The sequence below is a fragment of the Halomonas saccharevitans genome (genome assembly GCF_900116405.1).
In the GTDB taxonomy this organism is placed as follows: domain Bacteria; phylum Pseudomonadota; class Gammaproteobacteria; order Pseudomonadales; family Halomonadaceae; genus Halomonas; species Halomonas saccharevitans.
On sequence record NZ_FPAQ01000001.1, the window covers coordinates 200933 to 227231 of the forward strand.

The 26299-nt window shown below is 68.3% G+C and carries 20 protein-coding genes; 18 read left to right on the forward strand and 2 right to left on the reverse strand.

Annotated elements, in window-relative coordinates:
- The first annotated feature begins 2 nt into the window (after positions 1-2).
- Both dinG and BM388_RS00945 read left to right on the forward strand, forming a co-directional pair.
- Complete coding sequence (gene dinG / locus BM388_RS00940; RefSeq protein ID WP_089846242.1) at positions 3-2150, forward strand: ATP-dependent DNA helicase DinG; 2148 nt, start codon at positions 3-5, stop codon at positions 2148-2150.
- Entirely contained in the window at positions 2147-3010 is an 864-nt protein-coding gene (locus tag BM388_RS00945; protein WP_089846244.1) for an Nmad3 family putative nucleotide modification protein, read from the forward strand. Before dinG ends, BM388_RS00945 begins: the two co-directional genes overlap by 4 nt.
- A 131-nt stretch (positions 3011-3141) precedes the next feature.
- On the opposite strand, the gene BM388_RS00950 is transcribed toward BM388_RS00945, so the two are convergent.
- Positions 3142-4221, reverse strand: coding sequence for a 3-deoxy-7-phosphoheptulonate synthase (locus tag BM388_RS00950; RefSeq protein ID WP_089846245.1), 1080 nt, complete (start codon positions 4219-4221; stop codon positions 3142-3144).
- Positions 4222-4527: 306 nt separating this feature from the next.
- On the opposite strand from BM388_RS00950, the gene rpoE reads away from it, so the two are divergent.
- The 11 genes from rpoE (at position 4528) to BM388_RS01005 (ending at position 15337) form a co-directional block, all read left to right on the forward strand.
- Entirely contained in the window at positions 4528-5133 is a 606-nt protein-coding gene (gene rpoE, locus BM388_RS00955; protein ID WP_089846246.1) for an RNA polymerase sigma factor RpoE, read from the forward strand.
- 200 nt (positions 5134-5333) lie between these two features.
- Entirely contained in the window at positions 5334-6050 is a 717-nt protein-coding gene (locus BM388_RS00960; protein ID WP_089846248.1) for a sigma-E factor negative regulatory protein, read from the forward strand.
- Positions 6051-6103: 53 nt separating this feature from the next.
- Positions 6104-7126, forward strand: a complete 1023-nt coding sequence (locus BM388_RS00965) for a MucB/RseB C-terminal domain-containing protein (RefSeq protein ID WP_245781420.1) — start codon at positions 6104-6106, stop codon at positions 7124-7126.
- 78 nt (positions 7127-7204) lie between these two features.
- Positions 7205-8635, forward strand: a complete 1431-nt coding sequence (locus BM388_RS00970) for a DegQ family serine endoprotease (protein ID WP_089846252.1) — start codon at positions 7205-7207, stop codon at positions 8633-8635.
- 242 nt (positions 8636-8877) lie between these two features.
- Positions 8878-10695, forward strand: a complete 1818-nt coding sequence (gene lepA / locus BM388_RS00975; RefSeq protein WP_089846254.1) for a translation elongation factor 4 — start codon at positions 8878-8880, stop codon at positions 10693-10695.
- A 14-nt stretch (positions 10696-10709) separates the two neighbouring features.
- Positions 10710-11513 carry a signal peptidase I gene (lepB, locus tag BM388_RS00980; protein ID WP_089846256.1) on the forward strand — a complete coding sequence of 268 codons (804 nt, stop codon included), beginning with the start codon at positions 10710-10712 and terminating at the stop codon, positions 11511-11513.
- A gap of 113 nt (positions 11514-11626) precedes the next feature.
- A complete protein-coding gene (gene rnc / locus BM388_RS00985) occupies positions 11627-12331 on the forward strand; it encodes a ribonuclease III (protein ID WP_089846258.1) in 705 nt (234 codons plus the stop codon).
- The gene (gene era / locus BM388_RS00990) at positions 12328-13227 is read left to right on the forward strand and encodes a GTPase Era (protein WP_089846260.1); all 900 of its coding nucleotides are present in this window, start codon (positions 12328-12330) and stop codon (positions 13225-13227) included. The genes rnc and era overlap by 4 nt, the downstream gene beginning before the upstream one ends.
- A 15-nt stretch (positions 13228-13242) precedes the next feature.
- Positions 13243-13944: a DNA repair protein RecO gene (gene recO, locus BM388_RS00995; protein WP_089846262.1), complete on the forward strand. Its 702-nt coding sequence runs from the start codon at positions 13243-13245 to the stop codon at positions 13942-13944.
- Positions 13945-14144: 200 nt separating this feature from the next.
- Positions 14145-14963, forward strand: coding sequence for a pyridoxine 5'-phosphate synthase (gene pdxJ, locus BM388_RS01000; RefSeq protein WP_089846263.1), 819 nt, complete (start codon positions 14145-14147; stop codon positions 14961-14963).
- On the forward strand, positions 14960-15337 hold the full coding sequence (locus BM388_RS01005; RefSeq protein WP_089846265.1) for a holo-ACP synthase: 378 nt from the start codon (positions 14960-14962) through the stop codon (positions 15335-15337). Before pdxJ ends, BM388_RS01005 begins: the two co-directional genes overlap by 4 nt.
- Here BM388_RS01005 and BM388_RS01010 read toward each other — a convergent pair.
- The gene (locus BM388_RS01010; protein WP_089846267.1) at positions 15277-18006 is read right to left on the reverse strand and encodes an ATP-binding protein; all 2730 of its coding nucleotides are present in this window, start codon (positions 18004-18006) and stop codon (positions 15277-15279) included. The genes BM388_RS01005 and BM388_RS01010 overlap by 61 nt on opposite strands.
- 117 nt (positions 18007-18123) lie before the next feature.
- Between BM388_RS01010 and cysM the strand changes: the two genes are divergently transcribed.
- Genes cysM through ppc form a run of 5 tightly spaced genes read left to right on the forward strand, consistent with a single transcriptional unit; the run spans position 18124 to position 26241 of the window.
- Positions 18124-19020, forward strand: a complete 897-nt coding sequence (cysM, locus tag BM388_RS01015; RefSeq protein WP_089846269.1) for a cysteine synthase CysM — start codon at positions 18124-18126, stop codon at positions 19018-19020.
- Between the two features lies 1 nt (position 19021).
- On the forward strand, positions 19022-20458 hold the full coding sequence (locus BM388_RS01020) for a TRAM domain-containing protein (RefSeq protein WP_089846272.1): 1437 nt from the start codon (positions 19022-19024) through the stop codon (positions 20456-20458).
- On the forward strand, positions 20451-22727 hold the full coding sequence (relA, locus tag BM388_RS01025; protein WP_089846274.1) for a GTP diphosphokinase: 2277 nt from the start codon (positions 20451-20453) through the stop codon (positions 22725-22727). Before BM388_RS01020 ends, relA begins: the two co-directional genes overlap by 8 nt.
- Positions 22724-23596 (forward strand): nucleoside triphosphate pyrophosphohydrolase, encoded by an 873-nt coding sequence (gene mazG / locus BM388_RS01030; protein WP_089846276.1) that lies wholly within the window; start codon positions 22724-22726, stop codon positions 23594-23596. Before relA ends, mazG begins: the two co-directional genes overlap by 4 nt.
- Positions 23593-26241 (forward strand): phosphoenolpyruvate carboxylase, encoded by a 2649-nt coding sequence (ppc, locus tag BM388_RS01035; RefSeq protein ID WP_089846278.1) that lies wholly within the window; start codon positions 23593-23595, stop codon positions 26239-26241. The genes mazG and ppc overlap by 4 nt, the downstream gene beginning before the upstream one ends.
- Positions 26242-26299: the final 58 nt, after the last annotated feature.

Genomic DNA, 26299 nt, shown 5'->3' on the forward strand with positions numbered 1-26299 from the left:
CCATGCTTGACGAGGCCCTGAAGGGCGAGATCCAAGAGGCCTATCGGCGCGTGCTCGAGGGCCTCGGGCTCACCCCGCGCTACGGGCAGCGGCTGATGATCGCCGAGATCGCCCGCACCCTGGCGGGCATCGAGGCGGACGACGCCGGCCGACGCTTAAGCGATGAACATGTCTGCGTGCTCGAGGCCGGCACCGGTACCGGCAAGACGCTGGCCTACCTGCTGGCCGCCCTGCCGGTGGCCAAGGCCCGCGGCAAGCGCCTGGTGATCGCCACCGCCACCGTGGCCCTGCAGGAGCAGGTGCTCCATCAGGACCTGCCCTCGCTGAAGACTCATAGCGGGCTTTCCTTCGACTACGCCCTGGCCAAGGGACGCGGCCGCTACGTCTGCGTGGCGCGCCTCGACCAGGCGCTCGATGGCGGCGAGGAGAACCCGACGCTGTCGCTCTTCGAGCAGTCGCTCGCCAGCGGCGGCGACGACTTCCAGGCGCTGGTCAAGGAGCTCGGCGACGCATACGGCAACGGGCGCTGGGAGGGCGATCGCGACAGCTGGCCCGAGGCCATCGACGACGGCCACTGGCGCCGCCTGACCGTGGATCATCGCCAGTGCACCAATCGCCGCTGCGGCCACTTCGCCTCCTGCGCTTTCTTCCGCTCCCGCCGTCATCTGGACAGCGCCGACATCATCGTCGCCAATCACGATCTGGTGCTGGCCGACCTGGCGCTGGGCGGGGGCGTGGTGCTGCCCGACCCCGGCGACTGCATCCACGTCTTCGACGAGGGCCATCACCTGCCCGACAAGGCGTTGCAGCACTTCACCCATCGCGTCGCCGTCGGCGGGGCGCTGCGCTGGCTGCGCACCCTGAAGAGCTCGCTGACCGAGCTCAACCAGGCGCTAGCCGTGCAGCCGACCCTGGCTCGCCTGCTGTCCGGGCTGCCGGAGGCGATCAACGTGCTGGAGCCGCGCCTCGGTGAGGCGTTCGCGATGGGTCACCAGCTCGCCGGGCGGCCCCAGGGGCTGGGTGAGGGCGAAGAGAGCCGGCACCATCGCTTCGAGATGGGGCGGGTGCCCGAGGCGCTGCGCGAGCACGCCGACGGCCTGGTAACGCTTTTCGCCGAACTCGCGCGGACCCTGGAGTCCATGGCGGACATCCTGCGCGAGAGCCTCGACCCGGACAAGCACACTGGCCTGCCCCGGGAGCAGGCCGAGGCCTGGCTGCCGCTGGTGGCGCTGCTGCACGGTCGCGCCCTGGAGGCTCATGCCCTCTGGCTGGCCTTCGCCGAGCTCGATCCCGATGGCGAGCCGCCTCGGGCGCGCTGGCTGACCCTGGAGCGTTTCAACGGCGAGCCGGAGCTGAGCTTCTCGGCGAGCCCGGTCTCCGCCGCGCACACCCTGGCGCGCAACCTCTGGGGCAGCACCTATGGTGCCGTGATCACCTCGGCCACCCTCACCGCGCTCGGGCGCTTCGAACGGCTCCAGGAGCGGGCGGGGCTCGCCAATCGTTACCGCTACCAGCGCCTGCCGAGCCCCTTCGACTACTCCCGGGCGGTGCTCAGCGTGCCCCGCGAGGCGGTCGATCCCGCCGACCGCGAGGGCCACGAGCGGGCCATCGTCGATTTCGTCGAGGCCCTCGGCGAGCAGGAGGCGGTGCTGATGCTCTTTTCCTCGCGAGCGCAGCTGCGCGGCGTGGAGAAGGCGCTCTCCAGGGAGCGGCGTGAGCGCGTGCTGGCGCAGGACCGCCTGCCCAAACGCGAGCTGATCACTCGGCATCGGGCGCGGGTGGATGCGGGGGAGGGCAGCATCATCTTCGGCCTGGCGAGCTTCGCCGAAGGCATCGACCTGCCCGGCGACTACCTGACCCACGTGGTGATCACCCGGCTGCCCTTCTCGGTGCCGGACGACCCGGTGGGCGCGACGCTGGCCGAGTGGATCGAGAGCCGCGGCGGCAATCCCTTCATGCGCATCAGCGTGCCCGACGCCTCGATCAAGCTGGTGCAGGCCTGCGGTCGGCTGATCCGCAAGGAGGCCGACCAGGGTCGCATCACGCTGCTCGATCGACGGGTGTTGACCCGCCGCTACGGCCGCGCGCTGCTCGATGCCCTGCCGCCCTTCGTGCGCGAGATCGACGGGGTGGTGCAGGGCGCGACATGAGGCTGATCCTCAGTCGCAAGGGCTTCGACAGCGCCGCCGGTGGCGTGCCGAGCCCGATCCTGCCCGACGGGCGGCTGATCGTGCTGCCCATCCCCGATGTACACTCCCTCACGACCTATGGCGAGCTCACCCAGGACGGCGAACCGCTGGCACCCCTGGTCAGTGACCTGACCCGGGGCCGGCTTACCGCCCGACACCGGGCGCACCTCGATCCCGATCTGCTGGAAGAGAGCCTGCCGCGCCGGCCGAGCTGGCGGCCGCTGTTTGGTCAGATGGGCCAGGCGCAGGGCCACCTCCGTAACCAGGGTGTCGGACCGGGGGATCTGTTTCTGTTCTTCGGGCTCTTCCGGCAGGTCGCGCGAGGTCGCGACGGCTGGGGCTTCGTGCGGGACGCGCGGCCCCGTCACGTGCTCTGGGGCTGGATGCAGGTGGAGCGCATGCTGCCCCTGGACGGCCCGCTGCCGGCCGAGATGGCCTGGGCGAGCGATCATCCGCACTGCCAGCGCCGGGAGAGCAACAATGTGCTCTATCTCGCCCGTCGACATCTGACCATCGATGGTCTCGCCGAGACCCTGTCGGGTGCCGGCGTCTTCTCCCATGACGCGCCGACCCTGCGGCTCACCGCACCGGATGCGGCGAACGTCACCGACTGGCGGCTCCCGTCCTGGTGGTATCCGCACCACGGCCGTCCGCCGCTCTCCTATCACGCCGACCTCGACCGCTGGCGACAGCAGGCGGAGTACACCGAGCTCAAGGCCGTGGCTCGGGGCCAGGAGTTCGTGCTGGACGCCGCGGCCTATCCCGAGGCGCTGCCCTGGGCGGCTGAGCTGATCCGCAGCCGCGCGGCGAGTCAGGCCTAGCGCATGGAGCAGGTCTATCCAACAGGCGGGCCTGTCTTCCGATAGACACCTAGCCAGCTGCGCTAACGAGACGAGCCCGCCATATGGCGGGCCCGTCTCGTCTTGTGATCGCGCATCGCGCGGGGAACGGCTCAGGCGGCCTGATGGCGCTTGGCCAGCACCGGGGCAAGCTTCTCGTTCATGCGCTTGAACGCCTCGACGGTGGTGTCCCAGTCGATGCAGGCATCGGTGATCGACACGCCGTATTTCAGCTCGCTGGGATCCTTGGTCATCTTCTGGTTGCCCCAGCCGAGGTTGGATTCCACCATCAACCCGATGATCGAGTGGTTGCCCTCGAGGATCTGGTTGGTGACGTTCTCCAGCACCAGCGGCTGAAGGGCCGCGTCCTTGTTGGAGTTGGCGTGCGAGCAGTCGATCATGATGTTGGGCTTGAGGTCGGCCTGCTTCAGCTCCTGCTCGGCGAGCGCCACGCTGACGCTGTCGTAGTTGGGCTTGCCGTTGCCGCCGCGCAGCACCACGTGTCCGTAAGCGTTGCCGCGGGTGCGGATGATCGCCACCTGCCCGGCCTGGTCGATGCCCAGGAAGTTGTGCGGGTGCGACACCGACTGCAGGGCGTTGACCGCGACATCGAGGCTGCCGTCGGTGCCGTTCTTGAAGCCCACCGGGCCGGAGAGGCCGGAGGCCATCTCGCGGTGCGTCTGGGACTCGGTGGTGCGGGCGCCGACGGCCGACCAGCTGATGCAGTCCTGCAGGTACTGGGGTGAGATCGGATCCAGTGCCTCGGTGGCCAGCGGCAGGCCCATCTCGGCGAGGCCGACGAGCAGGCGGCGGGCGATGTGCAGGCCCTCCTCGATCTCGAAGGAACCGTTGAGGTGGGGATCGTTGATCAGGCCCTTCCAGCCTACCGTGGTGCGCGGCTTCTCGAAGTAGACGCGCATCACAATGTAGAGGCTGTCCTTGACCTCGTCGGCCAGGCGTCGAAGCTGGCGCGCGTAGTCCAGCGCGGCGTCAACGTCGTGGATGGAGCAAGGGCCCACCACCATCAGCAGGCGCGGGTCGCGGCCGTCGAGGATGGCCTGGATGGTCTCGCGTCCCTCGATCACCGTGCGTTCCGCGGCCTCGGTCAGCGGAATCTCCCGCTTGAGGGCCTCGGGAGTGATCAAGACGTCCTGGGCGAGAACGTTGAGGTTGTTGACCTGCTGTTCTGACATGGTGCTTCCTGTGTCGTGTCTGCGCTGATGGCGAAATTATTTGGCTTCTACTATCGCGTGCGCGGCCGGCAAATTCAATCGTCGACGGTGCCCGTCGGACCGGTCGCAGTGGTCTTGCCGGCGATGCGGCGAGTCGATCGGCTTGATGGACGTTCAAGAAACAGGAACACTTGTACCCTTCGAGACTCACGACCCTGATCCTTCAGCGGCGACATGCCCCAGGTTGACACTATGTTAGCGACACCACAGCTTTCGCGACCCGAGTTCGGGTCGTCATCCACGCCTTTCCGTTCAGGGAGGGCCTGAATGGGCACCCGGGAAACCGATCAGCAGCTCGTCGAGCGAGCCCAGAAGGGGGATAGCCGTGCCTTCGATCTACTGGTGAAGAAGTACCAGCACAAGATCATCGGCCTGATCAGTCGCTACGTGCACGATCATGCGGAGGTACAGGACGTGGCACAGGAGGCCTTCATCAAGGCCTATCGGGCGCTGGGCAAGTTTCGCGCCGAGAGCGCCTTCTATACCTGGATGTACCGCATCGCCATCAATACCGCCAAGAACTACCTGGTGTCCAAGGGGCGCCGTCCGCCGGGCAGCGATCTCGATATCGTCGATGCGGAGATCGTCGACCACAGCGGGCGGCTGGCCGATGCCGAGACGCCCGAGGCGGCCATGGCGCGTGACCAGCTGGAGTCGGCCATCTTCGAGGCGATCGAGGCGCTGCCCGACGATCTGCGCACGGCGATCACCCTGCGAGAGCTCGACGGGCTCTCCTATGAGGACATCGCGGCCATCATGCAGTGCCCCGTGGGGACCGTGCGCTCGCGGATCTTCCGGGCCAGGGAGGCCGTCGATCAGCATATCCGGCCGCTGGTCACCACCGCGCGTAACCAGGAATCGGTGACCGAGTAAGTCGCTCGGGCCGGGAAACTGCATGTTTTTTGTCGATTTGCTGAACTGTCCGCGGTCTGCGACGTCATATGCGGTGATCGGCCCGCCACCCGCGGGAACGTACATGCCGACATGGCCAGGGCGACACGCGCCGATGTCGGAAAATACAGGCTGTCAAAGGACCCGGAGCGGGTCGCCTTGTCGAGTGTGAGGTGTGAAGAATGAGTCAGAACGCACGGGAATCGCTTTCTGCCCTGATGGATAACGAAGGGGATGAGCTTGAACTGCGTCGAGTGCTGAAGTCACTGGATGATTCACCCGACGCGGCCGATACCTGGCGGCGCTACCATCTCATGCGCAGCCTGATGCGCCGGGAACATGAGGTCGATGTCGCCACCGATCTCTCCGCCGGCATCATGGCGCGTCTCGAGGACGAGCCGTTGCCGCAGGTCGAGGCCAAGGGCGGCACGGGGCGTTCCATGTCGCTGATGCGCGGCGCCGGCATCGCCGCCGCCGTGTCGCTGATGGTGATCACCGGCGTGCAGTTCTATCAGGGTGGCATCGGCCGCGAGGTGCCCTCCGACGTGGCCGCCCAGATGCCTTCGCAGCCCATGTCGAGTCCAGAGCTGCAGGCGAGCCCGGCCGCCCTCGGTGGGTCTGAGCTGGCCGCACCCCAAGTCGGTGGTCGCCCCTCGCTTGCTGACCTTCCGCTTTTCCAGACGCCGTCCGGCGATGGCCGGGGCCTGATGACGGTGGGCGCGGGCGTCGATTCCCCGCTGGTACTCTCCCCGCGCCAGTCCGCGCGCGTCAATCAGCAGCAGGCTCAGTTGTTGCAATCTTACCTGGATCGTCACGCCGAGGGCGCGGCCTACGGCAGCGGTGATACCTGGATGCCGCTGCTGCGCGCTTCCGGCAGCGAGTCGCTGGGCCAGCGTTGATGCGTTCGGGTCGATCGACCCACGGGGTCGCGAAAGGACTCCCGGTTTTCCTGTTGAGCGGCCTGCTGGCGGCGTTGCCGCAGGCTTGCCTCGCGCAGGCCGAGCCGGCTCAGACCGATGACCCCGCCGCTGAACAGGCGGATTTCTCCCCTGGCGATAGCGATCATGCCGGCAGTGGCGAGTTCGAGCGCTTCGACTGTCAGGTGCTGATCTCGCGACCAACTCCCGAGAGTGCCGAGGCCTGGCTCGAACGAAGTCTCTGGGCCAACCACTGCTACGCCTTTCAGGCGCGCGCCGTTCGCATCGGCAGCGACGGCGTTCGCTCGCTGGCGTTATCCCACGATGTGGTTGACGGTGTGGAGCGGGAGGTGGCCCGCTTCCTGGACGGTCCACCGGTGGTCTTCGAGCGGCGCGGGCGCATCGGTCGCCTCCACTGGGCCGAGGGCGATGCGGCGGTGGCCGCTTCTCCGGCGGGCATCGTGGCTCACCTCGAGGGGCTCTATCGCCTGCGTATGAGCGGCGAGGAGCGCCTCGCTAATCGAAATACCGTGCGCCTCGACATCGAGCCCCTGGATGATCTTCGCTATGGCCACCGCGTCTGGCTCGACAACGCCACGGGACTGACTCTTAAGCAGATCCTGCTCGATGAGCAGGGGCGCGTGGTGGAGACCTTCCAGATCACTCAGCTGAACCGGCCCCGCCTCCATCAGGGGGCGGTGGACCTCGATCGTCGGCGCCCCGCGCCGGACGACCCCTGGCGTCCGGCCTGGCTGCCCGAGGGGTTCATCGCCAAGCCGGTGCAGACCCGCAGCCCGCGCCACGACGAGACCGTCGGGCATCGTGTCTACAGCGATGGCCTGGCGACGCTCAGCCTGTTCGTGGAACCCGTGGCCGGCAAGGACCAGCTGATGCCCGGCCTGCATCGACTCGGTGTGTCTCATGCCGCCGTTCGCCGTCGTGAGCTGGGCGGTCAGGCGCGCCAGGTGGTGGTGATGGGCGAACTGCCGCCGCGGGTGCTGATTCGCGTGGCCGACTCGGTGACGTGGCGCTCCGAGACGGGCGCCGCCTCGCCCTGAGCTCTGAACCTTTTGGCGCGAGCGCGGTAAGAAATAGCACGCGCTTGTCATCCCTTCCCGTCGACCCAGGAGTGCTTCATGAAACGCATGACGCGACATCTTTCCCTCTGGATGCTGCTTGCCGCGGCACTGCTGGCCTGGCAGTCGGCCATGGCTCGTGACCTGCCGGACTTCACCGAGCTGGTCGAGGAGGCCGCCCCCGGCGTGGTCAATATCTCCACCACGCGCACGGTGAAAGGGCGTGGGTCGTCCTTCCACGACTTCGAGGGACGGGAGATCCCCGAGATCTTCCGTCACTTCTTCGGCGATCGCTTTGGTGAGCAGTTCCAGATGCCGCCCGGACACGGTCAGCGCCCCAGCGAGGAGCGCCAGTCGTTGGGCTCAGGGTTCATCATCGACGAGGACGGTTACGTCATGACCAACGCCCACGTCGTCGACGGGGCCGACGAGATCGTGGTTCGCCTCAACGATCGACGTGAGCTGCAGGCCGAGCTGGTCGGCGCGGATGCCAAGACCGACGTGGCCGTGCTCAAGGTCGATGCCGACAACCTGCCTACCCTGGCGCTCGGCAACTCCGACGGACTCCGCGTGGGTCAGTGGGTGGCGGCGATCGGCTCGCCCTTCGGCTTCGATCATTCAGTGACCGCCGGCATCATCAGCGCCATCGACCGCACGCTGCCCCGCGACGCCTACGTGCCCTTCATTCAGACCGATGTGGCCATCAACCCGGGCAACTCCGGCGGCCCGCTCTTCAACCTCGACGGCGAGGTGATCGGGGTGAACTCGCAGATCCTCACCCGCAGCGGCGGCTACATGGGGCTCTCCTTCGCGATTCCGATCAACGTCGCCATGGACGTGGCCGATCAGCTGCGCGACGACGGCCAGGTCAGCCGCGGCTGGCTCGGGGTGATGATTCAGCCGGTCTCTCGCGATCTGGCCGAGTCCTTCGGCATGGAGACCGCCGAGGGCGCGCTGATCGCCGATCTGGACCCCGAGGGCCCGGCCGCTCGCGGGGGGCTCGAGGCCGGCGACGTGATCCTCTCGGTGAACGGCCTCGAGGTGGATCAGTCCAGCACCCTGCCGCGCCTGATCGGCCAGGTGCTCCCGGGCAGCGACGTCGAGCTGACCCTGCTGCGCGATGGCGAGCGCCGCGAGGAGACCGTGACCCTTGGTGAGTGGCCCGACGCGCTGCGCGAGGGTCCCGCTGCCGCCCAGGATGAAGGCCCGGGCCGGCTCGGCATCGCCGTGCAGCCGCTGCAGGAAGGCGCGCGTGAGGAGTTCGGCATCGAACACGGCGTACGGGTGGCCGAGGTCGAACCGAACGGCGTTGCCGCCGCAGCGGGGCTGCGCGTCGGCGACGTGCTGGTCAGCATCGACCATCGCGCCGTCGAGGATCCCGATCAGCTCGCGAGCCTGGTGGCCGATCTTCCCGAGGATCGCGCGGTGCCGGTGCGCCTCTTCCGCGATGGCCGTTCGATGTTCGTCGCCATGCGGCTCTCCGGCGACTGATCCGGGCTGTTCCCGGCCTCTATCCGGTCTCTCTCAGTTCTCTCAAGCCCAGCCAGGGCGCGCGAGAGGCCTCGAAAAAGGCCCTGTGTGATCCCGACCCGACGGCCGCCGCCGTCGGGTCGCTGTATCTGGCAGGCGCATCCCGCTACAATGGCGGCCATTCCATCAGAGCCCGCCAGCCGACCGCCTCGCGATCCGTCGGGTCGGCCGTGGCCCGACACCCACAAGGCAGAATCGACTCGATGTCCCAAGACGCAACCTCCGATCCCCTCAAGCACATCCGTAACTTCTCGATCATCGCCCACATCGACCACGGCAAGTCGACCCTGGCCGACCGGCTGATCCAGACCTGCGGAGGCCTGACCGAGCGCGAGCTCAAGGAGCAGGTGCTCGACTCCATGGACCTCGAGCGTGAACGCGGGATCACCATCAAGGCCCAGTCGGTGACGCTGGATTACCATGCCGATGACGGCAACGTCTATCAGCTGAACTTCATCGACACCCCGGGTCACGTGGACTTTTCCTACGAGGTCTCCCGCTCGCTCTACGCCTGCGAAGGGGCGCTGCTGGTGGTGGACGCCGGCCAGGGCGTCGAGGCCCAGTCGGTCGCCAACTGCTACACCGCCATCGAGCAGGGCCTCGAGGTGCTGCCGGTGCTCAACAAGATGGACCTGCCCCAGGCCGACCCGGACAAAGTGGGCCACGAGATCGAGGAGATCATCGGGCTGGACGCCACCGACGCCTGCCAGGTCTCGGCCAAGAGCGGACTGGGCATCGACGCGCTGCTCGAGCGCCTGGTGCGCGACATTCCGCCCCCCAAGGGCGATCCCAGCGCGCCGCTGCAGGCGCTGATCATCGACTCCTGGTTCGACAACTACCTGGGGGTGGTCTCGCTGGTACGGATCTTCGACGGCACCCTCAAGAAGGGCGACAAGATTCGCATGACCTCCACCGGTCGTGACTGGCCGGTCGGCGAGGTGGGCATCTTCACGCCGCTGCGCAAGCAAACCGGCATCCTGCGCGCCGGCGAGGTCGGCTTCGTGGTCGCCGGCATCAAGGACATCCACGGCGCGCCGGTGGGCGATACCATCACCCACACCAAGACCCCGGACGTGGCGCGCCTGCCCGGTTTCCAGAAGGTCAAGCCCCAGGTCTACGCCGGCATGTTCCCGGTCAGCGCCGACGACTACGAGGACTTCCGCGACGCCCTGGAGAAGCTGGCGCTCAACGACGCCTCGCTGGACTACGAGCCGGAGAACTCCGACGCCCTGGGCTTCGGCTTCCGGGTCGGCTTCCTCGGCACCCTGCACATGGAAATCGTCCAGGAGCGCCTGGAGCGCGAGTACGACCTGGACCTGCTCACCACCGCGCCCACGGTGGTCTACGAGCTCGCCATGAAAAACGGCGAGATCGTCTACGTCGCCAATCCCTCCAAGCTGCCCGACATGGCCGACGTGGAGGAGATGCGCGAGCCCATCGTGCGCGCCAGCATCCTGGTGCCCCAGGAATTTGTCGGCAACGTCATCACCGAGTGCGAGCAGCGCCGCGGCACCCAGCTCGACATGCAGTTCCTCGGCAGCCAGATCCAGCTCACCTACGAGCTGCCCATGAGTGAAGTGGTGATGGACTTCTTCGATCGCCTGAAGTCGATCTCCAAGGGCTACGCCTCCCTGGAGTACAACTTCGAGCGCTTCCAGGCGGCCCAGCTGGTGCGTCTTGACGTGCTGATCAACGGCGACCGCGTCGATGCCCTGGCGGTGATCATCCATCGCGATCACGCCCACAGCCGCGGCCGCCTGCTGGTCGAGAAGATGAAGGAGCTGATTCCGCGCCAGATGTTCGACGTAGCCATCCAGGCCGCCATCGGCGGGCAGGTGGTGGCGCGCTCCACCGTCAAGGCGCTGCGCAAGAACGTCACCGCCAAGTGCTACGGGGGCGACGTGAGCCGCAAGAAGAAGCTGCTCGAGAAGCAGAAGGCGGGCAAGAAACGCATGAAGCAGGTCGGCCGAGTGGAGATTCCTCAGGATGCCTTCCTTGCCGTGCTCAGGGTCAATGACTAGGGACGGATAACCGCATGGACTTCTCTTTGATGCTGGTGGTGGCCGTGGCCGTCACCGGAGTGATCTGGCTGCTCGATCTGCTCTGGTGGCGCCCCGCCCGCCAGCAGCGACTGGCCACGGTCGAGGCCGGTACCACCGAGGGGCTCGGGGAACGGGCGCGCGAGCGGGCGATCAAGGAGCCCTGGCCGGTCGACTACGCCCGCTCCTTCTTCCCGGTGCTGCTGGTGGTGCTGGTGCTCAGGAGCTTTCTGGTCGAGCCGTTCCAGATTCCCTCCGGCTCCATGCGCCCGACCCTCGAGATTGGCGATTTCATCCTGGTCAACAAGTTCGCCTATGGTCTGCGGTTGCCGGTGATCAATACCCGCTTCGTCGAGGTCGACGACCCCGAACGAGGCGACGTCATGGTGTTTCGTTTTCCCGACGAGCCGTCGGTGAACTTCATCAAGCGCGTCGTGGGCCTGCCCGGCGATCGAATTCGCTATGAGGACAAGCAGCTCTTCATCAACGGCGAGGCGGTGCCCAAGCGGCTGCTCGAGGCCGGGCCCGTCAAGGCGCCCACCGAGCTGCTGCTGGCCGAGCAGCTGGGCGAGCGCGAGCACCGACTCTACAATAATCCTCGGGACCCCGGTCCCCAGGTGCGCGAGCTGGTGGTGCCGGAAGGCCACTACTTCACCATGGGCGATAACCGCGATCACTCCAACGACAGCCGCTACTGGGGCTTCGTGCCGGAGGAGAACATCGTCGGCAAGGCCTTCGCCGTCTGGATGCACTGGGATGGCGGCCTGCCGAGCTTTACCAGCGTGCGCCGCATCCAGTAGCGACTGGCATCCCGTGGCGAGTGGAGCGTTAGCCGGCCCACCTGCCGGGGCCGACCGATCGTCGGGCCCGGCGAGAGAACACACCCTTTGATATCGACGTATTCAGGAGCTCCGTGAGCAACTCCCTCAACGCCTTCAGCCGCCGCATCGGTCATGCGTTCGCCGATCCCGGTCTGCTCGAGCTGGCCATGACGCACCGCAGTTACGGCGGTCAGAACAACGAACGCCTCGAATTTCTCGGTGACTCGATCGTCAACTTCGTCATCGCGGAGGCGCTCTTCCGGCGCTTTCCCGAGGCGCGGGAAGGGCAGCTGTCGCGGCTGCGCGCGCGCCTGGTCAAGGGCAAGACCCTGGCCGAACTGGCCCGCGAGATGGCCTTCGGCGAATGCCTGAGGCTCGGCTCCGGCGAGATGAAGAGCGGAGGACACCGCCGCGACTCGATCCTCGCCGATGCCGTCGAGGCGGTGCTCGGGGCGATCTATCTGGACGCCGGCATGGAGACGGCCCGCACGCGCGTGCTCTCCTGGTACGCCGAGCGCCTCGAAGCGATCAGCCTCGAGGACACCCAGAAGGATCCCAAGACGCGTCTGCAGGAGTTCCTGCAGTCCCGTCAGGTGGCCCTGCCACGTTACGAGGTGACCTCGGTGGAAGGCGAGGCGCACGCCCAGACCTTTACCGTCGATTGTCACGTCGAGGTGCTCGACGAGCACACCCGAGGCGTCGGCTCGAGCCGTCGTCACGCCGAGCAGCTGGCCGCCGAACAGGCCCTGTCTCAGCTCGAACCGACCAAGACCCACGGCACCGGGAGCCAATCATGACCACTACCTGCGGTTTCGTGGCTATCGTCGGCCGCCCCAACGTCGGCAAGTCGACGCTGATGAACCGGATCCTCGGCCAGAAGATCTCCATCACCTCGCGCCGTCCCCAGACCACGCGCCACCAGGTGATGGGCATCAAGACCGAGGATCAGACGCAGTTCATCTACGTCGACACCCCGGGCATCCACATCCTGGCCAAGGATCGCAACAAGGCGATCAACCGTTTCATGAACCAGGCCGCCGTGCAGGCCCTGCGCGACGTGGACTGCGTGGTGTTCATCATCGATCGCACCCGCTGGAGCGATGAGGACCAGGTAGTGCTGCAGCGCCTCGAGCATGTCGAGGCGCCGGTGATCCTGGCCGTCAACAAGGTCGACCGCCTGCAGGACAAGGCAAGCCTGCTGCCGTGGCTAGAGCAGGTCGGTGCGCGCCGCGACTTCGCCGCTATCGTGCCGATCTCCGCCAAGCACGGCACCAATGTGCCCGAGCTCGAGGCCGAGGTCGCCAAGCACCTGCCCGAGAGCGTGCACTACTTCCCCGAGGATCAGGTCACCGACAAGAGCCAGCGCTTCCTGGCCGCCGAGCTGGTGCGCGAGAAGGTGATGCGCCAGCTCGGCGACGAGCTGCCCTACCAGATGACCGTCGAGATCGAGGAGTTCCGTGACGAGGGGCGGGTAGTGCACGTCAGCGCCCTGATCCTCGTCGAACGGGCAGGTCAGAAGAAGATCCTGATCGGCGAGAAAGGCGATCGGATCAAGAGCATCGGCCGCGAGGCGCGCCTGGACATGGAGCGCGCGCTGGGCGCCAAGGTGATGCTCAACCTCTGGGTCAAGGTCAAGAGTGGCTGGTCCGACGACGAGCGGGCCCTGAAGAGCCTGGGCTACGACCTGGACTGATGCCATGACGCCGCGATGACCCCCGAACCGGCCTTCCTGCTGCACAAGCGTCCCTATCGCGAGACCAGTGCCCTGGTCGATCTGCTGACCCTGCAGCATGGCCGGGTGCGGGCCGTGGCCCAGGGCGTGCAGCGCCCGGGCAGCCGCGCCCGCACCCGGCTGCAGCCCTTCGCCCCGATGCACGTCACCTGGGCCGGGGAGGGCGAGCTCAAACGCCTGCGACTGATGGAGGGGCGCGGCAGCGCGGCGCTGCTGGCAGGCGAAGGCCTGCTCTGTGGGCTCTATGCCAACGAGCTGCTGACCCGGGTGTTGCCGGTGGAGCTGCCCGTCGCCGAGACCTTCGCCTACTACACCGCCATGCTGGAGGCGCTGCCGCGCCCGGAGGGGCGGGCCGCCTCGCTGCGTCGGCTGGAGGTGGCGGTGCTCGAGGCGCTCGATGCCCTGCCGCGCTTCACCGACCCCGAGGGCGGCGAGCTCGATCCCCAGGGCCGCTATGATCTGGACCATGGCTCGCGCGCCTTCGTGGTCGCCGAGCGCGGCATCGATGGGCGCACCCTCCGGCTGCTGGCCAGGGGCGGCTGGGACGAGCCGGGGCTCGCCGGGCCGGCCAAGGCGATCACGCGGCGGGCCCTGGCACCGCTGCTAGGCTCGCGCCCGCTGCGCTCCCGAGAGCTGATGCGCCAGCTTGCCCAGCGTCGGCGGGCCGGTTCACACTGATGACTTTCTGGCACGTCTCGCCATGACCGCGAGGGGCGCCGGGGGTAGACCGAAGAGGAGGTCCTATGCCACGGATGGCATCGGTAGCGCTCAGGGATGGGTTCATAGCGTCTCCTCGCAGGGCTGCCGCCGGATCAGCCCCGAGCCCACGGCTCAGGCGAGTGGCTTAATTCCTGATTTTTCGACCCCTTGGAGTCCCCATGCATCCCCCGCGTATCTTGCTCGGCGTCAACATCGACCACATCGCCACTCTTCGCCAGGCCCGGGGGACGCGCTACCCCGATCCCGTCCAGGCAGCCCTGCTCGCCGAGGAGGCCGGCGCCGACGGCATCACCGTGCACCTGCGCGAGGATCGTCGCCACATCCAGGAGCGCGATGTGCGCCTGCTGGCCGAGGTGCTCAATACCCGCATGAACCTCGAGATGGCCGTGACCGAGGAGATGCTGCGCCTGGCCGAGGAGCTGCGCCCCGCCCACGTCTGCCTGGTGCCGGAAAAGCGCGAGGAGCTGACCACCGAGGGCGGGCTCGACGTGGCGGGTAGCCAGGAGGCGATCGGCGAGGCCTGTCGGCGCCTGGCGGCGGCGGGCTGCGAGGTGTCACTGTTCGTCGACCCGGAGCCCGAGCAGATCGCCGCCGCCGCCAGGGTCGGGGCGCCAGTGATCGAGCTGCATACCGGCGCCTACGCCGAGGCCACGGGGGCGGCCGCGCGTCGCGAGCATGCGCGGCTCGCCGCCGCCGCCGAGATGGCCTGCGAGCTTGGCCTCACCGTCAATGCCGGCCACGGCCTGCACTACCACAACGTCGAGGCCGTGGCCGCGCTGCCCGGTGTCCACGAGCTCAATATCGGCCATGCGATCATCGCCCGGTCGCTCTTCGTGGGGCTCAAGGAGGCCGTGGTCGAGATGAAGCGGCTGGCCATCGCCGGCCAGGAGGCCGGCCTGCTGGCGGCCCTCGATGAGCACGATCACGACCATGATCACGACCATGGCCACGAGGACGAGGCAGGCTGCTGCCGATGATCGTCGGCATCGGCACCGATATCGCCCGGGTGGTGCGCTTCGAGCGGGCCATGGAGCGCCACGGCGAGCGCTTCGCTCGGCGTCTGCTCGGCGAGCTCGAACGGGAGCGGTTACGCGGCCACGTGCTGCCGGCGGCCTTCCTGGCCAAGCGCTTCGCCGCCAAGGAGGCCTTCGTCAAGGCGCTGGGCACGGGGCTGCGCCACGGCATGCGCTGGACCGAGATCCAGGTGGTCAACGATGCCCTGGGGCGTCCCTCGCTGGTGCTCTCCGGCAAGGCGCAGGCGCTGGCCGAGGCGGCCGGCGTGCGCTCCCTTCACCTCTCGCTCTCCGATGAGGAGGCACTGGCCATGGCCTTCGTCGTGCTCGAGGGCTGATCCGCCTGCCAGCGGCGCAGTTCGGCCATGGCGGCATAGAGCTCGGGCAGTAGCGCCACCACGGACTCCCGCCCGCGTGATCTCAGTCGCGTCTCCAGGGTCTCTGCCAGCAGCCCGAGGCGCGGAGTGCCGCAGTAGCGACAGGCGCCGTTCAAGGCGTGCAGGGCATCCAGCAGGGCCTCGCCGTCGTGACGTTCGACGGCATCGCGGATGGCCCGCTCGCTCTCCGGCAGCGAGTCGGCCAGTCTCTCGAGCAGCTCCCGGGCGAGCGCCTCGCGCCCGCCGGCGAGTCGCGTGCCGATCTCCAGGTCGACCACGGCCAGTTCCTGCCCCGCGTTCTGCCGGCCGTCGTCCTGCATCGTCGTTGCCTCCGCAGTCAGGCGCGATGGCATCGTCAGGCCGAGGGTCTCCTCGAGCAGCCGGACGAGCCGCTGGGGCTCCAGCGGCTTGATCAGCACGTCGTCGAGCCCACTCTCCAGAAGCGTTCGCCGCTGCTCGCTCTGCACGTGAGCGGTGACGGCGATGATCGGTACCCGCCGCCACTCCCCGCCGAGCCTCCTCAGCGCCCGGGTCGTCTCCAGCCCATCCATGCCGGCCATGCGGATGTCCATCAGCACCAGATCGAAGCGCTGCTGGCGCGCCAGGGTCAGCGCCTGGGAGCCGCTCGCCGCCAGGGTCACCGCGACCCCGACATCGCTCAGCAGTTCGCGCATCAGCAGGCGATTGGACTCGGTGTCGTCGACCACCAGCAGCCGCGCCATGCTCGCGGGCGCTCGCGGAGACCCTGGCGCTGGCAGGGCCTGAGGCGTATGCGCCAGGTGACGGCGCATCGCCTGGACCAGCGTGGCGCGGGCGACCGGCTTGGTCAGTATCTCGCCGCCATGCGGCAGGGGCAGGGCGGGGAGATCGGGTAGGCCGGCGTTGACCAGCAGCAGGGCCGGGCAGGCCAGTTGCTCCAGTCGCCGCCGCCAAACGTCCAGCGAGGCGGCCTCGAGATCCTCGGCGTCGAGCGCCACCACGGCCAGCGCGACGCCGGGTTCGGCGGCGGCTTGGGTCGCCGTGACGACCCGCGCATCCCAGCGACGCATCAGGTGCTCGAGGGCCCGTCGAGTGGGTAGATGGGATTCGTCGAGTGCAACGGTATCGCCCTGCAGGCGAAGCTCGGGGAGGCGTTCGGCCTCGGCGTTGCCCTCAAGCGGCAGGGTGAAGGAGAAGGTCGAGCCCTCGCCAGGAACACTCTCCACGCTCACCTCGCCGCCCATCTGCTCGACCAGCTGACGGCTGATGGCAAGCCCCAGGCCGGTGCCGCCAAATTCCCGAGAGTGGCTGATATCGGTCTGGTGGAAGGCCTGGAACAGTCGGCGGCAGGCCTCCTCACTGAGGCCCATGCCGGTGTCGCTGACGCCGATGCGCAGGAGCACCCGGTCGGTCTCGGCCTCTTCCAGCATGACGCGCACGATCACTTCACCCCGATCGGTGAACTTCACGGCGTTGTTAACCAGATTGGTGATCACCTGGCGGATGCGCAGCGGGTCACCCTTGAGGTCGGCGGGCACGTCGTCGAAGACCAGGCCAAGCAGCCTCAGGTGCTTGTGCTGCGCGAGCGGCGCCTGCAGGCCAAGCACCTCGTCGACCAGGGCGACCATGTCCAGCGGCAGTGTCTCCAGTTCGACCCGTCCGGCCTCCAGCTTCGAGAAGTCCAGCACGTCGTTGACCAGCATCAGCAGGTTGTCGCAGGCGCGCTGCACGTGGTCCAGCCACTCGCGCTGTCGCGGCTCCAGTCGCGAACGCCCGAGCAGGCGGCAGAAGCCGACGATGCCGTTGAGGGGGGTGCGGATCTCGTGGCTCATGTTGGCCAGGAACTCCGACTTGACCCGGTTGGCTTCCACGGCGCGGCGGTGGGCCATGTCCAGCTCGATGTTCTGGACCTCGATGGTCTCCATGGACTCCTGGAGCTCATTGGTGGCCTGCTCGATCTGCGCCTGCAGGTCGTCCCGGGACGCGGCCAGGTGGTCGGCGAGATCGTTGACGCGCCGGGTCAGCGAGCCGAGCTCCGGCGAGGCCGGCGGCGCCAGGCGCGCCGGCACCATGCCGAAGGCGAGGCGCTCCAGGGCACGCCCGGCATCTTCCAGGGGCTGGGTCACGCGCCGCGTGACGGCGAAGCCGACCAGGAGCAGCAGCAGCCCGGCGAGCATCAGCACCAGCCCGGCACTGGCCATGAGGCGATAGCGAGACAGCAGCAGGGGCGTGGTGTCGACGTCCAGGGTCAGCCAGGCCGTGGCTGTCCCCGGGCTCGGCAGGGGCGTCTGCCAGCGCCAGACAAGGCCCTGCTCGAGCAGTTGCGGGGCCGCGTCCCTCGGCGGTGTCGGCGGTTTGCCGAGTTGGCCGAGGGTGAGGCGAAGCTCTCCGTGGCCATCCTGAACGCTCAGCGACTCGACATGAGGCAGGGCCATCAGGCGCTCGCCCAGACGTGACAGCGCCCGCTCATCGCCCGCCGCCAGCGCCTCGCCAAGGCTCGGAGCGAGCAGCCTGGTACCCTGGCTCAGAGTCTCGCGCAGCGCCGCCCGATCCTGGCGGTCCTCGAGGACCACGGCCACGCCGGCCAGCAGCGTCAGCAGCATCAGCGGCAGGCCGAGGATCGACAGCATCAGGCGCGTCTTCAGGAACATGGCGGGCTCGTCAGTCGGTGGATCGGCGCCCAGTATGCCACAGCGTGGGTGGATGCCTGTCCAGCATGGGGTGGCACGGATATAATGCCGAAAAGACGGATTCATCAGGAAGGTGACATGCATTTCCCCACTCTCGAGGAGACTGTCGGCCATACGCCGCTGGTCCGCCTCAAGCGCATCACCGCCGGGCGCGGCAACACTCTGCTGGCCAAGCTGGAGGGCAACAATCCGGCCGGGTCGGTCAAGGATCGTCCGGCGCTCTCCATGATCCAGCAGGCCGAGGCCCGGGGCGAGATCGTTCCCGGCGATACCCTGGTCGAGGCGACCTCCGGCAACACCGGCATCGCCCTGGCGATGGCGGCCGCCATCATGGGTTATCGCATGGTGATGATCATGCCGGAGAGCGCCTCCGCCGAGCGCAAGCAGGCCATGGCCGCCTACGGGGCCGAGCTGATCGAGGTGAGCGAGACAGGGGGCATGGAGGAGGCCCGCGACCTGGCCGAGACCATGGTCGCCCGCGGTGAAGGTAAGCCGCTGAACCAGTTCGCCAACCCCGACAATCCGCTGGCCCACTATCGCACTACCGGACCGGAGCTGTGGGAGCAGACCGGCGGCACCATCACCCACTTCGTCTGCTCCATGGGCACCACCGGCACCATCATGGGTGTGTCGCGCTACCTCAAGGAGCGCAATCCCGAGGTGCAGATCGTCGGCCTGCAGCCCGAGGACGGGGCCAGTATCGCCGGCATTCGCCGTTGGCCGCCGCAGTACCTGCCGAGCATCTTCGACGCCAGTCGCGTCGACCGGGTACTGGACATCGGCCAGCAGGAGGCCGAGCAGCACATGCGTCGCCTGGCCCGCGAAGAGGGCATCCTGGCCGGGGTCTCCTCCGGCGGCGCGCTCGCCGGCGCGTTGCGCATCGCCGACGAGGTGGAGAACGCGGTGATCGCCTTCATCGTCTGCGACCGCGGCGACCGCTACCTGTCCACCGGCCTTTTCGCCCCGGAGCGCTGATATGGCCATGCTGGGCAAGCGCCGACCGAAACGGGCCCCGTCGGGCGTCTCGGGGCTGCAGGGACGAAAGTCCGATGACCGCCACACGCCCGCCGCCTCTCAGGAGCCCGATCTGCTGGAGATCCAGGGCCTGGCCCACGACGGGCGGGGTGTGGCCCGCTCTCCAGAGGGCAAGACAGTGTTCGTCGACGGCGCGCTGCCGGGCGAGCGGGTAAGAGTCGCGGTGCATCTCACCCGCAAGCGCTTCGACGAGGCGCATGTCCGCGAGCTCGTGACTTCCTCGCCGGAGCGCGTCGCGCCGCCCTGTCCCCACTTCGGGCGTTGCGGCGGCTGCGACCTTCAGCACTTGGCCCTGCCGGCCCAGCGCCGCCACAAGCAAGCGGTCCTCACGGAGCTGCTGGGGCGCCAGGGCATCTCGCTTGAGGACGCCCCCGAGCTGCTGGCCGGGGCGGGAGAGGACTACCGCCGTCGCGCCCGCCTGGGCGTCAAGGTCGATGCCAATGGCCGGGTGCATCTCGGCTTTCGCGCGCGCCATACGCATCGCCTGATCGACATCGACTCCTGCCGCGTGCTGGTGCCGGCCCTGGAGGCCCTGCTGGCGCCCCTGCATCGGCAGCTTTCGGCACTCGAGGCGCCGCGTCAGGTGGGGCACCTCGAGTTGCTCGAGAGCGATCGCGGCGTGGTGCTGGTGGTACGCCAGCTGCGCGAGCATGCGGGCGACACCCGCCGCTGGCAGGACTTTGCCGCGGCCCAGGGGGTGAACCTCGCCCGCTGGCTAGGCCGCGAGGGCCCGGCCTTCGAGTGGCTGACGCCGGTGCCGGCGCTCGAGTGCCGAGTGCCGGGGCCATCCGGCGAGATCCCGCTTCGCGTCGCCCCCGGGGACTTTCTCCAGGCCAATGCCGAGGTCAATCGCCTGATGGTCGGCGCCGCGCTCGCCTGGCTATCGTCGCTCGTCGAGAAGGCTCGGACGCTCGATCTGTTCGCCGGCGTCGGCAACTTCAGCCTGCCGCTGGCCGCGGCCGGCGCCCGGGTCACCACGGCGGAGGGCAGCCCGACGATGGTCGAGCGCCTGGCCGACAACGCGCACGCCAACGGCCTGGATATCGATGCCCACCAGGCCGACCTCAACGACCCGGCGGCGGTGCGCGAGCTGCTCGCGGTGACGCGACCCGAGCTGGTGGTGCTGGATCCGCCGCGCGAGGGCGCCGAGGCGGTGAGTCAGGCGCTGACGGCGACCCCGGTGCCCCATCTGCTGTATGTCTCCTGCGATCCGGCGACCCTGTCGCGGGATGCGGCGCACCTCGTGCAGGGGGGATATCGGATCGTGCGTGCGGCGGTCGCCGACATGTTCGTGCACACCTCCCACCTGGAATCCATGCTGATGTTCGAGTTCACAGGGTCGACTCGCGACCCCCAAGGAGCGCCAAGCGATGGTTAAAGTGCGTGAGGATCAGCCGTTGACCCAGGATGGGGCGGTCGACATCGACCTGTGGCTGACGCGCCTGCAGGATGACGTGAAGCTGCGTGACGTCGCGGAGATGGATCAGGCCTGCCGGCTCGCCCAGCACCTGGAACAGACCTCCGGGCGCCCTCACAAGACCTGGCTACTGAACGGTTCGAGCTTTCGCATGGGGCTCGAGATGGCCGATATCCTCGGCGAGCTCAAGCTCGACCAGCCGGCCCTTGAGGCGGCGGTGCTCTATCGGGCGGTGCGCGAGCGGCTGATCGGCCTCGCGGAGGTCGAGAAGCGTTTCGGCAGCGAGGTGGCCGGGTTGATCGATGGCGTGCTGCAGATGGCCGCCATCAGCACCTTCCAGGCGCCCAGCCAGGGCCTGACCCAGCACGATCAGCAGGACAACCTGCGCAAGATGCTGGTCAACCTGATCGACGATGTGCGCGTCGCCCTGATCAAGATCGCCGAGCGCACCTGTGCGCTGCGCCAGGTGCGCGATGCCCCGCGCGAGAAGCGCCTGCAGGTGGCCCGCGAGGTGTTCGACATCTATGCGCCGCTGGCCCACCGGCTGGGTATCGGCCATCTCAAGTGGGAGCTCGAGGATCTCTCCTTTCGCTACCTGCACGAGGACGACTACAAGACCATCGCCCGGCAGCTGGCCGAGCGGCGCCAGGATCGCGACCGCTACATCAGCGAGGTGGTGGAGACCCTCAAGTCGCTGATGTCGGCCCAGGGCATCCGTCGCTATCAGGTCGACGGCCGCGCCAAGCACATCTATTCGATCTGGCGGAAGATGAAGCTCAAGCGCATCGACTTCTCCCAGGTCCACGATATCCGTGCGGTGCGCATCCTGGTACCCGAGGTGAGCGACTGCTACACGGTGCTGGGTATCGTCCACTCGCGCTGGCACCACGTGCCCAACGAGTTCGACGACTACATCGCCAACCCCAAGAAGAACGGCTACCAGTCGCTGCACACCGCCGTGTTCGGTCCGGAGAGCAAGGTGCTGGAGATCCAGATCCGCACCTTCGCCATGCACGAGGAGGCCGAGCTCGGGGTCTGCGCGCACTGGCGCTACAAGGGGCACGATACCAGCGCCCGCAGCGCCAGCTACGAGGAGAAGATCGCCTGGCTGCGCCAGGTGCTCGAGTGGCACGAGGATGTCGGCGACTTCGGCGACCTGCGCGAGGGGCTGACCAGTGACGTGGCACCTGATCGCATCTACGTCTTCACCCCCGACGGCCACGTCATCGACCTGCCGCGGGTCGCTACGCCCATCGACTTCGCCTACCGGGTACACACCGAGGTGGGCCATCGCTGTCGCGGCGCCAAGGTCGACGGGCGCATCGTGCCGCTCACCTATCGACTCAAGACCGGCCAGCAGGTGGAGATCCTCACCGCCAGCAAGAGCGGGCCGAGCCGCGACTGGCTCAACCCCAACCTGGGCTACGTGCGCACCTCCCGGGCCCGGGCCAAGATCCAGGCCTGGTTCAAGCTGCAGGCGCGCGACCGCAACCTCGAGGAGGGCCGGGCGCTGTTCGAGCGCGAGATGAAGCGCCTCGACATCGAGGACATGGACCTCACCCGCCTGGCCAACAAGGTCAACTATCCGACTCCGGAGGACATGCATGCCGCCCTGGGGGCCGGCGACCTGCGCATCGGTCAGGTGCTGCACCAGGCCCAGCAGCTGTTCGGCGAGAGCGACGACCAGGAGCAGCTCGACCGCCTGCTGGCCAAGCCGCGCAAGGCCGCCGGCAAGGGCTCTGGCGGCGACATCACCGTGCTCGGCGTGGGTAACCTCAAGACCAGCATGGCCAACTGCTGCCATCCGGTGCCCGGCGAGGCCATCGTCGGCTTCATCACCCAGGGGCGCGGCGTCACCGTGCACCGCCAGGACTGCCCCAATATCCTGCAGTTGCGTCTCGATGAGCCGCAACGCATCATCGAGGTGGAGTGGGGGGAGCGCGCCCGCACCCAGTACCCCGTGGACATCGAGATCCAGGCCTGGGACCGCTCCGGGCTCTTGCGCGACGTCACCGGCGTGCTCAGCAACGACCGCCTCAACGTGCTCTCCGTCAACACCCTCACCGATACCGACGACGGCATCGCCCGCATGTCCATCACCGTCGAGGTCGATGGCCTGGAGACCCTGGGGCGGCTCTTCTCGCGTATTCAGCAGCTGCCCAACGTGATCGAGGTGCGCCGCCTGCGCGGCGGTGGCAAGAAGGGCAAGGGCAAGAGGAAGGCCACATGAGCGATACCCGCCACGATCTGAACCACCTGCTCGAGCTGATGGCCGTGCTGCGCGACCCCCAGCAGGGATGCCCCTGGGACGTCCAGCAGGACTGGGACTCCATCGTCCCCCATACCCTCGAGGAGGCCTACGAGGTTGCCGATGCCATCGAGCGTCGCGCCTTTGACGAGCTGCCCGGCGAACTCGGCGACCTGCTCTTCCAGGTGGTCTACTACAGCCAGTTCGCGGCCGAGGAGGGGCGCTTCGACTTCCACGACGTGGTCGACACCCTGACCGCCAAGATGCTGCACCGTCATCCCCACGTCTTCCCCGACGGCACCCTCGCCTCGCGTCGCGAGGGCGTGAGCGCCGCCGAGGTCCAGACCCGGCAGGTGCACTCGCGTTGGGAGTCGCTGAAGGCCGAGGAGCGCGCCGAGCGAGCACATGACGCCGAGGCCCACTCGGTGCTCGATGACGTGCCGCGCACTTTGCCGGCACTCGCGCGCGCCGCCAAGCTCTCCAAGCGGGCGGCTCGGGTCGGCTTCGACTGGCCCGATGCACGCGGCGTGCTGGCGAAGATCCGCGAGGAGCTCGACGAGGTCGAGGAGGCCCTGGCCGAAGGGGATCGCCAGCATGCCGCCGAGGAGGTGGGGGACCTGCTGTTCGCCGTCACCAACCTGGCGCGCACCCTCAAGGCCGATCCCGAGCAGTGCCTGCGCCACACCAATGCCAAGTTCGAGCGGCGCTTTCGCCACCTGGAGGCGGCCCTGGCCGCCGAGGACGTGCCGCTGCCCGAGGCGGGCCTCGCGGCCATGGAGCGCCACTGGCAGGCGGCCAAGCGACACGACGTCCCCCTCAAGGAATCGCCGCAAGGAGAGAGTCAGCCATGAGCCATGACCTGCATGAATCACTGCGTGACAACGTTCGTATCCTGGGCGATAGCCTCGGGCGCACCATCGCCGATGATCTCGGGCCGGGCTTCGTCGATCGCATCGAGACCATCCGCGGCTTCGCCAAGGGCGGGCGTCAGGGCGAGGACGGCAGCCAGCGCGAGCTGATCGAATACCTGCGCCAGCTGCCCGACCGCGACCTGCTGCCGGTCACCCGCGCCTTCAACCAGTTCCTCAACCTGGCCAACATCGCCGAGCAGCACTACCGGGCGCGCTTTCGCCGGGTGGAGGACTACCGGCCCGGCACCCAGCCGGTGCTCTCCGAGCTGCTAGAGCGTGCCCGGGGCGCCGGCCACTCGCCGCGCAAGCTGGTCGAGAGCCTCGCCGGCATGCGCGTCGAGCTGGTCCTCACCGCCCACCCCACCGAGGTCATCCGGCGGACCCTGATTCAGAAGTACGACGCCATCGACGACTGCCTGACCGCCATCGAATCCTCCGGCGACTACCCGGAGCGCGGCGTGCGCGCCCAGGGGCGCCTGGAGGAGCTGATCAGCCAGGCCTGGCACACCGACGAGATCCGTCACGAGCGGCCGACCCCGGTGGACGAGGCCAAGTGGGGCTTCGCGGTGATCGAGAACTCGCTGTGGCAGGCGGTGCCCGATTTCCATCGCGACCTCGACAACCTGCTGCTGGAGACCGCCGGCGAGCGCCTGCCGCTGGACGCCGCGCCGATCCGCTACGCCTCCTGGATGGGCGGCGACCGCGACGGCAATCCCAACGTCACCGCCAAGGTGACCCGGGAGGTTCTGCTGCTGGGCCGCTGGATGGCCGCCGATCTCTACCTGCGCGACCTGGAGCAGCTCAAGGCCGAGCTCTCCATGTGGAAGGCCAACAGCGCGCTGCGCGCCGAGGTGGGCGAGGTGGCCGAGCCCTACCGCGAGCTGCTCAAGCGTCTGGTGACCCGCGTCGAGGCGACGCGGGACTGGGCCAAGGCGCAGCTCGATGGGCGCAGCGTCGACGAGGCCCCGATCATCGAGACCCGCGATCAGCTCTACGCGCCGCTGCTGGCCTGCTACCGGTCGCTGTGTGACGTCGGCCTGGACACCATCGCCAACGGCGCGCTGCTCGATACCCTGCGCCGCGTCGCCGTGTTCGGCGTGACCCTGACCAAGCTCGACCTGCGCCAGGAGGCCAGCCGCCACGCCCAGGTGATGGAGGAGCTCACCGATGGCCTGGGCCTTGGCCACTATCGTGACTGGGACGAGGCGAAGCGCCAGGAATTCCTGCTCGCCGAGCTGTCCTCCCGGCGCCCGCTGATCCCGCGGCGCTGGGAGTGCTCGGCGGAGTCCCGCGAGGTCATCGACACCTTCCGCGTGATCGCCTCCGAGCATCGCGAGGCGCTCGGCACCTACATCATCTCCATGGCCGGGGAGCCCTCCGACGTGCTGGCCGTAGCGCTGCTGATGAAGGAGGTGGGCGGCGCCGTGAGCCTGCCCATCGCGCCGCTGTTCGAGACCCTCGATGACCTCGATCATGCCGGCGAGGTGATCGACCACCTGCTGGCGCTGCCGGGCTACCGCGAGCTCGCCGGCGATAGCCAGGAGGTGATGATCGGCTACTCGGACTCTGCCAAGGATGCCGGCCAGTTGGCCGCCGCCTGGGCGCAGTACCGCGCCCAGGAGACGCTGGTGGAGGTGTGCGATCGCCACGGCGTCGACCTGACGCTGTTCCACGGTCGCGGCGGCACCGTGGGGCGCGGCGGCGGCCCGGCCCATGCGGCCATCCTCTCCCAGCCACCGGGTTCGGTGAACGGCAGCCTGCGGGTGACCGAGCAGGGCGAGATGATCCGCTTCAAGTTTGGCCAGCCCGAGATCGCCCTGCGCTCCATGGAGATCTATGCCTGCGCGGTGCTCGAGGCGAGCCTGCTGCCGCCGCCGTCGCCGCGCGCGGAGTGGCGCGAGGAGATGGATCGCCTGGCCAAGGTGGCCCACGGCGCCTACGTGAGCGTGGTCCGTGAGGATCCCGATTTCGTGCCCTACTTCCGCTCGGTGACCCCGGAGGGGGCGCTGGGTCGCCTGCCGCTCGGCTCGCGGCCGACCAAGCGTCGCCAGGACGGCGGGGTGGAGACCCTGCGCGCCATCCCCTGGATCTTCGCCTGGACCCAGACCCGCCTGATGCTGCCGGCGTGGCTCGGCAGCGGCGAGGCCTTCAGCGAGCGCCTCGAGACGCCGGGCGGCCTCGAGCTGCTGCGCGAGATGCGCCAGGAGTGGCCCTTCTTCGGCACCTATCTCGACATGCTGGAGATGCTGCTGGCCAAGGCCGACGTGGATATCGCCGCCTACTACGAGCATCGCCTGGTCGACGAGCCGGCCCTCAAGGCGCTGGGGGAGCGGCTGCGGACGCGCTTCGGTCGCCTTCAGGACGCGGTGCTGCAGGTGCTCGACCAGCAGGAGCTGCTGGAGGGCACGCCGCTGATTCGCCAGGCCATCGATGTGCGTAATCCCTACATCGATCCGTTACACGGCCTCCAGGCCGAGCTGCTGCAGCGTAACCGCGATGCCGACGGCGCCATCAGCGCGGACCTGGCGCGGGCCCTGATGGTGACCATGGCGGGTATCGCGGCGGGGCTTCGCAATACCGGCTGAGCCCTTTCCGCCAGCCAGATCCTGTCAGGCACACGATCTCGCCCCGACCATCACTGGT

Coding starts and splice junctions, on each gene's coding strand:
- dinG (WP_089846242.1), top strand. CDS start 3: ATGCTTGACGAGGCCCTGAAGGGCGAGATCCAAGAGGCCTATCGGCGC.
- BM388_RS00945 (WP_089846244.1), top strand. CDS start 2,147: ATGAGGCTGATCCTCAGTCGCAAGGGCTTCGACAGCGCCGCCGGTGGC.
- BM388_RS00950 (WP_089846245.1), bottom strand. CDS start 4,221: ATGTCAGAACAGCAGGTCAACAACCTCAACGTTCTCGCCCAGGACGTC.
- rpoE (WP_089846246.1), top strand. CDS start 4,528: ATGGGCACCCGGGAAACCGATCAGCAGCTCGTCGAGCGAGCCCAGAAG.
- BM388_RS00960 (WP_089846248.1), top strand. CDS start 5,334: ATGAGTCAGAACGCACGGGAATCGCTTTCTGCCCTGATGGATAACGAA.
- BM388_RS00970 (WP_089846252.1), top strand. CDS start 7,205: ATGAAACGCATGACGCGACATCTTTCCCTCTGGATGCTGCTTGCCGCG.
- lepA (WP_089846254.1), top strand. CDS start 8,878: ATGTCCCAAGACGCAACCTCCGATCCCCTCAAGCACATCCGTAACTTC.
- lepB (WP_089846256.1), top strand. CDS start 10,710: ATGGACTTCTCTTTGATGCTGGTGGTGGCCGTGGCCGTCACCGGAGTG.
- era (WP_089846260.1), top strand. CDS start 12,328: ATGACCACTACCTGCGGTTTCGTGGCTATCGTCGGCCGCCCCAACGTC.
- recO (WP_089846262.1), top strand. CDS start 13,243: ATGACCCCCGAACCGGCCTTCCTGCTGCACAAGCGTCCCTATCGCGAG.
- pdxJ (WP_089846263.1), top strand. CDS start 14,145: ATGCATCCCCCGCGTATCTTGCTCGGCGTCAACATCGACCACATCGCC.
- BM388_RS01005 (WP_089846265.1), top strand. CDS start 14,960: ATGATCGTCGGCATCGGCACCGATATCGCCCGGGTGGTGCGCTTCGAG.
- BM388_RS01010 (WP_089846267.1), bottom strand. CDS start 18,006: ATGTTCCTGAAGACGCGCCTGATGCTGTCGATCCTCGGCCTGCCGCTG.
- cysM (WP_089846269.1), top strand. CDS start 18,124: ATGCATTTCCCCACTCTCGAGGAGACTGTCGGCCATACGCCGCTGGTC.
- BM388_RS01020 (WP_089846272.1), top strand. CDS start 19,022: ATGGCCATGCTGGGCAAGCGCCGACCGAAACGGGCCCCGTCGGGCGTC.
- relA (WP_089846274.1), top strand. CDS start 20,451: ATGGTTAAAGTGCGTGAGGATCAGCCGTTGACCCAGGATGGGGCGGTC.
- mazG (WP_089846276.1), top strand. CDS start 22,724: ATGAGCGATACCCGCCACGATCTGAACCACCTGCTCGAGCTGATGGCC.
- ppc (WP_089846278.1), top strand. CDS start 23,593: ATGAGCCATGACCTGCATGAATCACTGCGTGACAACGTTCGTATCCTG.